Genomic DNA, 10,273 nt, shown 5'->3' on the forward strand with positions numbered 1-10,273 from the left:
GCCCGGCTACACGAACGGGTGAGCATGTTGGCGATCGCCGCGACACGCCGAACAGCTTCCCCCTCAGAACTGAATGTGGTCACAGAGAGTTGAGCCGCCCGAGAGGACACTCGTGGTTCACTACCAAGATCAGTTCGGTTGAGCAGCTGTGCTCGTGAACGCAGCCGGTGCGGTAGGCGCGACCGCAGTCGCCAAGGCGACGCGCCGACGTTCGAAGTGGCCGAGGAACTCCTCCCATTCTGGATCGGTAGGTGTGCGGTATTCCTCGCTGTGGCGGGTTGCGCGGCGGCGGGGCGGCGTCAAGGCCTGGTACAACAACGGAACCGGCTCCACCGGTGGGACCAATCCCATGGCCGACGACCCCCAGTCGCCCCCGCCCGACGGGCTGCCCCTGTGTGTCGCCAACCGCTGCTGGTGACCCGGACACCTGAGCGGCTGAGGAGCGTCAAGATGGCCGCTTCTCTGTCACTCGCGCCGATCATGGGCTCGTCCCAGCGCGCCAAGGGCGGCGTTGACCAGAACGGCGGCAGCGCAGAGAGCACCGTCTTGCCCCCGGGAGTGGTGCTCTTGAACGCGCACGTGGATGCCACTGGTTGCCGAAGAACCGGGATTCGGCGGCGCCAAATCCCAAGAAAAAACCATTTCACGATTTTCTTCTAAATCATGGAATGGCGTCGCGGATGAATAACTCTTCAAATCGGCCGATGGCGTGGCGGCAATTCCTCCCGTATGTATACGTTCGGGGATCGTCTCTGAACTGAATACTTCCGTGGGGGAGTCCATGGTGGCTTCGGACGTGAGATCACCACTTTCCGCGGCGCTGACGGTCGTCGTGCCGCTCGCCCTGCTGGCGGTGACACCCGGCCCGGCGACCGCGGCCGCACCGACCAGTGAATCCCTCCCCGCGACCATCGTGGGCACCGAGGGGACGTCACTGTGAGCGGCCTCGGCGGCGATGGAAACGCCGGCCCGGATGGTGACACCGGGTCCGGCGGCGGTGGAAACCGGTGTCAGCAGGTCACCCGGCACAGCGGATGCCGCGCGGTGCCCGACGGAGCGCAAGCCCTGCTCCGCGGCCCGGTTCATCGACCTTGCCGGAGAGTTCGCGGCCGAGCGGGAGACCTTCGCAGGCGGCGACCTGGTCGTGCCGCTGTCGCCGCACATGTTCGAGGACATCGGCCTGTACGTCCGCTACGGGCCGGCCGACTGGGGCCAGGTCGTCCACGACGGGACCATGCTCCGCATCCCGGACCTGCCCGCCGAGGAGCCGACGTTCACCGTCGACGGCGACCGCGAGGCCCTGACCCACGTCGGCCTGATCCTGACGTTCCGCGCGATCCAATCGGAGGCCGGCCTTGAGTTTCAAGCGGAAGCAGAAAAAGGCGAAGGCGAAGCCGAAGAAAGACACACCAACCACGGGAAAGAGCACCACGGAGTCCACGGCCGGTATTCCGAAGAAGTCGGTCACGACGACGACACCCGACAAGAACTCGAAGGGATCGGCCTCGTCGGGCGTGGGTCTGAAGCGGAAGGCGATCGAAGGTACCGGGAAATCATCGGAAGGGGCTCGCAAGAAACGCACGCCCCCTCCGATCGCCACTCCCATCGTGCCCCGGGAACCGAGCGTGGTCGGCCTGACGGTCGGCTACCGCGGGGTCCTCCCGGCCATGAGGGGATCCGGGCGAGGTCCCTTCATCGATGACCTGATCAAGCGACTGACCGGCGTCGAGGACAGGCGCGGCCGCGGGTTCGCGGGCGAGCACTACCTGAAAGATCGCGACGCCGTCGAGTGGCTCATGCGCGCGGTGTGCGTCTACGCGGAGAACGCCGATCTGATGAGAACCGGCGGCCTGAAGATCGACACGGTCGTGCCTCGCCTCATCAAGGCGGCCACGAGCCCGGCCAGGAAGAAGTTCGACGATTCCCGCGACTCGTTCGAGCTGCAGGTCATCCGGGTCGGCGGGTGGGCCGAGGTGCGGTTCCGCGGCCGTCTGGCGGCACCGTCGCCGGAATCGGTGGCGAAGCTTCGTGAGATCTACTTCACGGATCCCATCCCGTCGTCCACGACCACGACCACGACCACATCTACGACCACGACCGTCGCGACCGTCTCCCATATCGGGTCTTTCCATAGGGACGTGCTCGCCGCGCGGTTGCGGATCGATCTCTCCACGCTCGTGGCCGACCATGTCGCACGCTACAAGGACGTCGAGCCACGTTCCATGGTGAACATCAAGGGTGTCGCGGATCTGATCCAGACGTGGATGGCGTCCGACTTCGGCGGCGTCTTCCTGGCGAACCCCGATAGCCCCTACCACACCGGTGTCAGATACTCCGAAAGGCTCGTCAGCAGCGAGAGCAGGGACGTGAGCACGAAAGGGCTGACGGACTGGCTGAGGAACCGCTCGGACATCGTCGGCACCAGGAAGGGCGAGCACGGCGCGTACAAGCTGGCGGGCTACAAGCCCAGCCGGAAGGCCGACCTGCAAGCCCGCGAGGAGATCCTCGCGGACCTTCTCCAGCCCGGAAAGTTCAGAGACGACGTGACCCGGGCGGTCCAGACGACCGGCTGCCACTCGCCCGGCAAGGGGCAGGTCTCGATCACGCCTTTCATCCCGAAGCGCGGGAAATCCAGCTACCTCTGGAGACAGTCCCGCACGTTGATCCACGAGTTCCTGCACTTACTGACACACGAGGAGTTCAGGGCCGTCGCGCACGGCACCGACCACGGGCAGGTCATGATCGAGGGCATCACCGAGGTGCTCACCGCCGAGGTGTTCCGCAGGTTCGCCGATCACGTCAGCAAGGACCCGACTGCCAGACGCATAGTCCTGGGCGACGAACCCTACTCGGCCCCACCGAGCCGTCTGTTCGAGATCGGCTACGAGGACGCGGGAGAGCAGGCAGACGTGATCAGGAAAGAGGTCGGTCTGGACAACATCGAGGCGGCCTACTTCCTCGGGATGACGACTTTCATCGGCGTCACCAGGGAAGGCAAGAGGGGGGAGACCCGATGAGCCTCAGGAAGACCAAACGCGACGCCACGCTGGACGACCGGCTCGCCGGTGAGGACGTCGAGCACGTGTTCCGCACGCTTGAGTCGCAGGTCCGTGGGGGCGACGTCGACCACCCGTCCCGCTGGGTCGACGTGGCGGACGCCGACCCGGCCGAACAGCGGTGGATCCTGCACGGCCTCGACCTGCTGGCCCGCAACGCCGACGGCGCCGGTCCCGAGTTCTCCGGACTGCGGGCGGCCTCCCTGCTCGTCGATCGGGCCCGGGGGCGACGCCACGAGCCGGGTGGGCAGCGCTTCGAGCAGGAGGTCATGTCGGCCAGCGGCTGGCTGGAGGCGGCGCTGCCATCTTCCCTCCCCCTGCCCGGCCCCACCGCGTCGGCCCGGCTGGCAGAGATCTATGGGCGTCCCCCGGTGGTGTTCGACGCGGGCACGTTGGCGGCGTCGGTGTTGCCCGTGCTGAAGGCGGGGCTCGCCGAGGAGGCGCTCTGGTGGGGTTCCCCGGCCGAGCCGGAGGACCTGTCGTGGATGGAGAAGGTGGCCGCGTCCATCCAGCGGTTCGTCCACGAGGAGGGGTCGTCGTTCCCGGCCGCCCACGCGGCCGGTCCGCTGCACGACGGATTCGACTACGCGGCGAGCGTCATCGACGCCGGAGCGGCCGACGACGACGCCGATGCCCGGCTGGCCTTCCTGCGGCGGCGGATCCACCTGGTCGGCCGTGACGCGTCCTCCGGGTACGCGCTGTCCGCGGCCGGATACGACCACGCCCAACCCGGCCATCGGGACCTGCTCGACGACCTGCTCGACGAGTGGCTCGCCGCCGATCGCGAGCTGGACGATCTGATCGGCCTTCTGCTCAGGCATTCCCCGGCCCACGTGGCCGGGGAGCGGGCCCGCGTCCACCTGCCGGCCCACCTTCCCGCCGGGTCGTGGGGGCCGAAGGAGCTGTGGCGTCCCCACCTCTACGCGGTGATGGTCCACGAGTTCGTCCACGTCCTGGCCCACCCCGACTTCACCGAGGCGGTGGAGTCCGTGGCCGACGGCCAGATCCTGGCGGAGGGCGTCGTCGACCTGCTCACCGCCGAGCTCCTGGACGCCTCCCGCACCGACCCCGACCTGGGCGGCCTCGTCCCCGGGGACTACGCGGTCGGCTACGGCGCCTCCGGCCGGGCCGCGATCGAGATCCGGGACCTGGCGGGGGCCGACCAGGTGAAGGCGGCCTTCTACCTCGGTCGCGTCGAGTTCATCGGTCTGGGACCAGAAGAAGGCTGGACATAGCTGTTCCGCAAGAAGAAGACGAATCCGAAGCCGGTGGTCTGTTTGCGGTACGGTCGGCCATGGCCGGTCCCCAGGCCGGGTCACCCTCCATCGCACGTGCCAGAGCATCCGGCCGGCCGCACTGACCCCAGGAAGCGGAGAATGCAGGGATTCACCGTGCGGGCCGCGGCCGATGCCGACATGCCCGCCGTGCGACACGTGGCCGAGAGCTTCGGCCTGCTGACCGGGTGGCCCGCGGCGGGCGACTTCCTCGACGCCGAGCGCGCTTTCGGCACGCTGCTCATCGCGTCGGCCGATGCCCGCGAAACCCACGGCTTCGGCGGCACCCTGCGACGGGGCGCCGTCACCCACCTGGGGGACCTGTTCGTCCTGCGCGGGCACCAGTCCGCCGGGGCAGGGCGGGCGCTGCTGTCGCAGTTGCTCGCCGGTGACGGTCCGAAGGTGACGTTCGCCTCGTCCGACCCCCGTGCGGTAAGTCTCTACGTCCAGTACGGGTTGCGCCCCTGGTGCCCGCTGCTGTATCTGACCGGGCCGGCCGCCGGACTACCCGCGCCACCGGTGGGGGAGACGCGGCCGGAGGACGTCGCCCCGTTGGACGCTCGCGCCGCGGGAGGCGCCCGGCCGGGCACACTCGCCTGGTACGCCGCCATCCCGGGCGTCACACCGTACGCGACCGACCGGGGATACGCCTTCGCGCGCGTGACCGACGGTCAGATCGTGATCGGCCCCGCCGGTGGCGAGACGCCGCAGGACTGCGCGCGAGCCGTGCTCGGCGCCCTCGCCGCGACCACCGGAGGAACGTTCCCCCACGTGGCCCGCATCGCGGTGCCGGGAGTGCATCCGCTCGTACCGGTGCTGATCGGGGCCGGCTGGCGGATCAGCGACATGGACACGTTCATGGCCGACGACGCCGCTCTCGCCATGATCGACCCCGGCCGCTACATCCCCCACCCCGATCTGGGCTGACCCGTTCCGCGCGCTGTCCTGACATACGGCGATCACCTACGATCGCCGTATGTCCACTGTCGACCAGTCGGCGATCGGGAACATCATCGAGCGGTTGTCGTCGTCAGCCGCCGCCCTGAACCGGACCCGGGCTGGTGCGACTCACATTCTGTCCGCGGCCGAACAGATCGTCCGAACCTTTCGGGCGAACGGCAAGCTGATCACCGTCGGCAACGGCGGCAGCGCCGTACAGGCCCAGCATCTCGCGGCGGAATGCGTCGGCCGCTACTCGGCCGAACGAAACGGCCTGCCGGCGATCGCGCTCTCTGCCGACTCGGCCGCGGTCACCGCCATCAGCAACGACTTCGGTTTCGACCTGGTCTTCGCGCGCCAGGTGGAGACCCTGGGCGAGTCCGTGGACACGCTGGTCGCCTTCAGCACGAGTGGCAGGTCGCCCAACGTCATCCGGAGTGTCGAAGCGGCGAAGAAGCGCGGGATGGCGACCATTCTGCTGACCGGCCCCAACCCGGAGGCCGGGCCGGCCGCCGACGTCGTCATCGCGATTCCCGCGGCATCGACCGCCCTGGTCCAGGAGTGTCATCTCGCCGTCGTCCATCTTCTGGTGGAGCTGGTCGAGTCGACGATGTTCGGCCGGGAGAAGCCCCACGTCACACCCAAGATCGCGACCATGGCGGAGCTCCTGCCGCTACGCGAAGGATGGCGGCGGGCGGCACTCACGCTCGTCTGGACCAACGGCTGCTTCGACCTGCTGCACGCCGGTCATGTACGCAGCCTGGCGGAGGCCAGGGCACACGGCGACATCCTGGTCGTCGGCCTGAACAGTGACGAGAGCGTGCGGCGGCTGAAGGGGAGTTCCCGGCCGATCTACCCGCTCGAACACCGGCAGGAGATCCTGGCGGCTCTTTCCAGCGTGGATCACGTGGTCACGATGGACGGGGACGACCCGCGAACCGCTCTGGAGAGCCTGCGGCCAGACGTGCATTTCAAGGGTGGCGACTACCACGACGCGTCCGGCCTCGTCGAGAAGCCGACGACCGACCGGATCGGCGCCCGTGTCGTGTTGGGCCGCCACTGGGCTGAACACGCCACCTCAGGGACGATCGACACCATCGTGGGACGTCACGCTCTGATGTGACCGCGAACGGCGGCCGTGTTCACGTCGGCGACGGCTTCGGCGGCGGCCCGCAGCGCCAGGTCCACCCCCTCGGCCACGTCCATGCCCGCCGCACAGGCCAGCGCCAGGCAGGCGGCCACCGTGTCGCCCGCGCCGATGACCGACCTGACCGCATCGGGCCGGGGCGGGGCGGCCCGATGAGAGCCGCCGTCGGGATCCACCCGCAGAATGCCGTGTTCCCCCTCCGTCACGACCACCGTGGCCCCGCCCAGGATCCCGGACACCCACCTCGCGGCCGCGATGCGCTCGTCCGTGCTCATCAGCCTGCGCCGGATCACCGACTCGAGTTCGCCGAGGTTCGACTTGAACACGGTGCAGCCTTCGAAGTGGCGCAGGTCCGCTGACTTGCTGTCGACGATCGCCGGGATGCCGAGCGCGTGTGCCCGCTTCAGGAGGTTCTTCGCCAGCGACGCGGTCACCACGCCCTTGCGGTAGTCGGAGACGACCAAGGCCGACGCGTCGTCCAGCTCGGCGAGACATGCCAGCAGCAGGTCCCGCTCCACCTGGTCTCCGATCGGCTCCGTCGATTCCGTGTCGACGCGGACGACCGCCGAGTCGCCGTCGTAGACGCGGAGTTTCGTCGTCGTCGGCCGCAGGGGGTCGACGACCAGAACCGGTCGAACGTCGCCCCGCTCCAGGGCGGCGTGCAGGTTCGCGGACGCCTCGTCGTCCCCCACGACGCCGAGATGAACGGCCTGGCCGCCCAGCGAACCGATGTTGGCCGCCACGTTCGCGGCTCCGCCGGGGAAATGCGTCGCCGCGTAGGCCGAGATCACCGTCTGGCCTTCGGTCTCGTGATGGTACGACCGGCGGGATCGGAGGTAGGTGTCGACCATGGCGTCGCCCACGACCACGACACGCTGGAGCCGGAACTCCGCCGGCACGCGAACCATGGCGCCGGCCTTCATCGGGTCTCCCTCATCAGGCCGACGAACGCGTGCAGGACCGCGTCGCGAACGGTGGTGCGCGGCCCCGATCGGCGGAACTCGGCCTTGGTCGTGCACACCGGCCGGTACGGGCTGGTCAGATAGCCGTCCGGGTAGGGGAAGAAGTCGCCGAAACGGTCGCCTTCCTCCGGTTCGGCCGGCCGCAGGAGGATCGTCACCGTGGGCGTGCCCAGATGCACGGCCAGGTGTGACGTGCCGGTGTCCGGGCCGATGTAGCACGCCGCCCCGGCGAACAGCTCGATCAGCTCGCCGAACGACGTGTCGCCCACCAGTGTCCTGAAGCCGGACTCGGCGGGGCTCGTGGCGCGGATCGCGTCCCTGACCTCACCGAGTCTGCCGCGCTCGGCCGGACCACCGACGAAGCAGGGCTCGAAGCCCAGCTCGGCGATCCGGACGGCCAGCGCGGCCCATTCCGCGATCGGCCACTGCCGCGCGGGATCCTTCGCGCCGAAGTTCAGCAGCACGGTCCTGCCGCGAGCTCCGCGTACCGGCCGGTGCCGGTGCACCAGCTCCAGCCCGAGGGCGGCGGCGAAGGCCCGCTGACGTTCGAGGACGTGGGGGACCCGCCGAGGATGATCGCAGCCGGGCGGGGGAAGCTGCTCGCCCGCCCCCAGGTAGGGCGGGCCGGGCTCCACGATGCGCGACATCCGGCCGAGGTAGTGGTCGAAGAGCCAGGGATACCAGCGGAGGTGGCCGAAGGGCAGGCTGCTCACGATCGTGTCGGTCGCGCCGGAGACGTAGACCAGCGCGTCGTCGCGCATCTCCAGCCGATGGTGCATGAAGCAGACGGCCCGCTCGAACCGCATCGTGCGGACGCGGTAACCGACGGCCAGCCGGTATCTCAGGCTGCGGGTGTAGCGGCCCTCGTCGATGAAGAAGGTGGGGATGTCCGCGTAGAGGTTGTCGGAGAGGCAGCGCCAGCTCTCGTCTCCGAGAACCAGGAAGGGGCCCTGGCTCCCGTAGTGCGCCTGAAGCTCGCGCACGAGCGGCAGGCTGACGATGGCGTCACCCAGCCGGTTCACCAGCACGACGAGCGTGCCCGCCCGTCGGCCCCTGACCGGCATGGCCCGGATCAGCGCGTCGACCAGCACGAACACGCACCATCGCCACGGGTGACGGGAAGGCGCCCGGTGGTCCCGCTTGATGATGTTCAGGAGCGCGAACCTCATCGGAACCTGCAGAACCTTCCTTGGTAGACGAAGGCGTCGACGCCGTAGCGCTTGCAGTACTCGTACAGATCGCTGGTCCGGTTGATGAAGCCGCTGCCGTGGTAGTTGAGGGAGGTGTTGCAGAGAACACCCGTCCCCGTCCGGTCGCGGAACCGGGTCAGCAGGCCATGGATCAGGGGGTTCTGGTCGGCCCGCACGGTCTGAACCCGGGTCGTGCCGTCGACGTGCGTGACGGCTTCCAGACCCGGGTCTCGCACGGCCTGGAAATAGAGCATGTGCGGAGACGGCCCTCTCCACACGAAGTGCCGCTCGACGTCCTCCTCCAGGCAGATCGGCGCGATGGGCCGGAAGTCCTCCCGGTTCTTGATCTTGTTGAGCCGCGTCGTCATGTCCCGGCTGAACGGCGCCGCCAGGAGCGACCGGTTACCCAGCGCCCTGGGGCCGATCTCGCATCGGCCGTTCGCCCAGGCCACCACATGGTCACGGGCCAGGAAGTCGGCGACCTCGGCGAGGTCCAGGTCGTGAACCACGACGTCAGGCATGTCGGGTGTGTCGTCGACGAACTCCTGGCCGCGATAGACATCCCACGAGATCTTCGCCTTGCCGGTGAAGTGCCGCATGGCGTCGACCGCCGTGCCGATCGCCGATCCGGTGTCATTGACGCACGGCGGTACGAATACGTCCTCGAAGAGGCCACTGGACCGCCAGGCCGAGTTCCAGTCGCAGTTCAGGCCGCAACCACCGGAGACCAGAAGCGGATATCCCTTGGTGAGATTCGCGCGCGCGAAACGCTCGAACCGGTGGAACAACTCGTCGGAGAAACGCCTCGCCAGCCGCGTGAAGGCCGGCGAACGCAGGCCGATGTCGTGATATCGGGAGTCACGCAGGTCGTCCTTGGCCAGATCGAGGAAGCTCGGATGTTCGAGAAGGGCATCGATGAGATCCCATTCCTCGGCCGTGGGCGTGCCCGATTCCCCATAGCCGCACAGCGCCATGAGCTTTCCCGGGTCGGAGTAGCGAACATGCCCCCGGGGGAGGGCGGATGCGGGGTCCGCCAAGGAGTAGAGAAAGGAGTACTTGTTTCCCGGCGCCTTCATCACCTGGCCGAGATGATGAACATCAAGTTGCGAATCGATTTCATAGAAGTCCCCCAACGCGCCTTCCCAGACCAGCGCATAACAAGGTTCGCCCTGTTCGTACGGCGACATGCCATACGAACTCCAGATGTGCGATAGGGCATGGGTCGACGAGAAGACCCGGATACGCTGACCGAACACCGAGGCCCAGCGGCTCTCGCGATGGTCGCCGCTCACGCCGTCGTAGCCTGCGCCGATCGAATTGTTCGGCGCCAAGGTGGGCTTTCCCCATCCGCTGACGGCGAAGACGTCGGGCATGCGGTCGAGCCGGCCGGCCGCCTCCAGCATGTTGACCGGATTGAAGACCGAGTAGCGCGGAAAACTGTCTTTCTCGGCCTCGTAGGCGAGGACCAGCTCCTGTGAATCGCTGTCAACGATCGCGACCCCACCGTCGTGGTCGGGCTTCATCGAATAGATAAGCATGCTGACCCGCGCACCCATTCCGTCGTCATGAGGAGCTTCGGATGGACGGTCGAACATGTCAAGCCGCGTGGCAGAAGGCGTCGATGCCGGAGTGGGCGGTGACGGTCGCGGGCAGACGACACTACGAACGCCGAATTTCTGTCACTCGCGCCGACACTTCGTGAGCG

The 10,273-nt window shown here is 68.1% G+C and carries 10 protein-coding genes; 5 read left to right on the forward strand and 5 right to left on the reverse strand.

Annotation, left to right across the window (positions count from 1 at the left end; translation table 11 throughout):
• Window positions 1-253: 253 nt before the first annotated feature.
• Entirely contained in the window at window positions 254-418 is a 165-nt protein-coding gene (locus AW271_RS39960) for a hypothetical protein (RefSeq protein ID WP_157554512.1), read from the forward strand.
• Between the two features lie 47 nt (window positions 419-465).
• On the opposite strand, the gene AW271_RS39965 is transcribed toward AW271_RS39960, so the two are convergent.
• Window positions 466-1,029 carry a hypothetical protein gene (locus AW271_RS39965; protein WP_157554514.1) on the reverse strand — a complete coding sequence of 188 codons (564 nt, stop codon included), beginning with the start codon at window positions 1,027-1,029 and terminating at the stop codon, window positions 466-468.
• Window positions 1,019-1,582: a hypothetical protein gene (locus AW271_RS22840; protein WP_157554516.1), complete on the reverse strand. Its 564-nt coding sequence runs from the start codon at window positions 1,580-1,582 to the stop codon at window positions 1,019-1,021. Before AW271_RS22840 ends, AW271_RS39965 begins: the two co-directional genes overlap by 11 nt.
• A 43-nt stretch (window positions 1,583-1,625) precedes the next feature.
• Between AW271_RS22840 and AW271_RS22845 the strand changes: the two genes are divergently transcribed.
• The 4 genes from AW271_RS22845 (at window position 1,626) to AW271_RS22860 (ending at window position 6,392) form a co-directional block, all read left to right on the forward strand.
• On the forward strand, window positions 1,626-3,017 hold the full coding sequence (locus tag AW271_RS22845) for a hypothetical protein (protein WP_157554518.1): 1,392 nt from the start codon (window positions 1,626-1,628) through the stop codon (window positions 3,015-3,017).
• Window positions 3,014-4,291, forward strand: a complete 1,278-nt coding sequence (locus tag AW271_RS22850; RefSeq protein ID WP_062339429.1) for a hypothetical protein — start codon at window positions 3,014-3,016, stop codon at window positions 4,289-4,291. Before AW271_RS22845 ends, AW271_RS22850 begins: the two co-directional genes overlap by 4 nt.
• Window positions 4,292-4,432: 141 nt before the next feature.
• Window positions 4,433-5,257, forward strand: a complete 825-nt coding sequence (locus tag AW271_RS22855) for a GNAT family N-acetyltransferase (protein ID WP_157554520.1) — start codon at window positions 4,433-4,435, stop codon at window positions 5,255-5,257.
• Between the two features lie 49 nt (window positions 5,258-5,306).
• Window positions 5,307-6,392 carry an SIS domain-containing protein gene (locus AW271_RS22860; RefSeq protein WP_062339431.1) on the forward strand — a complete coding sequence of 362 codons (1,086 nt, stop codon included), beginning with the start codon at window positions 5,307-5,309 and terminating at the stop codon, window positions 6,390-6,392.
• On the opposite strand, the gene AW271_RS22865 is transcribed toward AW271_RS22860, so the two are convergent.
• From AW271_RS22865 to AW271_RS22875, 3 genes are read right to left on the reverse strand one after another with little or no spacing between them, the layout of a single operon-like run.
• Window positions 6,377-7,339, reverse strand: a complete 963-nt coding sequence (locus AW271_RS22865; RefSeq protein WP_062339432.1) for a bifunctional heptose 7-phosphate kinase/heptose 1-phosphate adenyltransferase — start codon at window positions 7,337-7,339, stop codon at window positions 6,377-6,379. The genes AW271_RS22860 and AW271_RS22865 overlap by 16 nt on opposite strands.
• The gene (locus AW271_RS22870; protein ID WP_062339433.1) at window positions 7,336-8,547 is read right to left on the reverse strand and encodes a glycosyltransferase family 9 protein; all 1,212 of its coding nucleotides are present in this window, start codon (window positions 8,545-8,547) and stop codon (window positions 7,336-7,338) included. Before AW271_RS22870 ends, AW271_RS22865 begins: the two co-directional genes overlap by 4 nt.
• Entirely contained in the window at window positions 8,544-10,124 is a 1,581-nt protein-coding gene (locus AW271_RS22875) for a carbamoyltransferase C-terminal domain-containing protein (protein WP_218008132.1), read from the reverse strand. The genes AW271_RS22870 and AW271_RS22875 overlap by 4 nt, the downstream gene beginning before the upstream one ends.
• Window positions 10,125-10,273 lie beyond the last annotated feature (149 nt).

Origin of the sequence: Herbidospora sakaeratensis (genome assembly GCF_001570525.1) — a bacterium.
Lineage (GTDB): Bacteria > Actinomycetota > Actinomycetes > Streptosporangiales > Streptosporangiaceae > Herbidospora > Herbidospora sakaeratensis.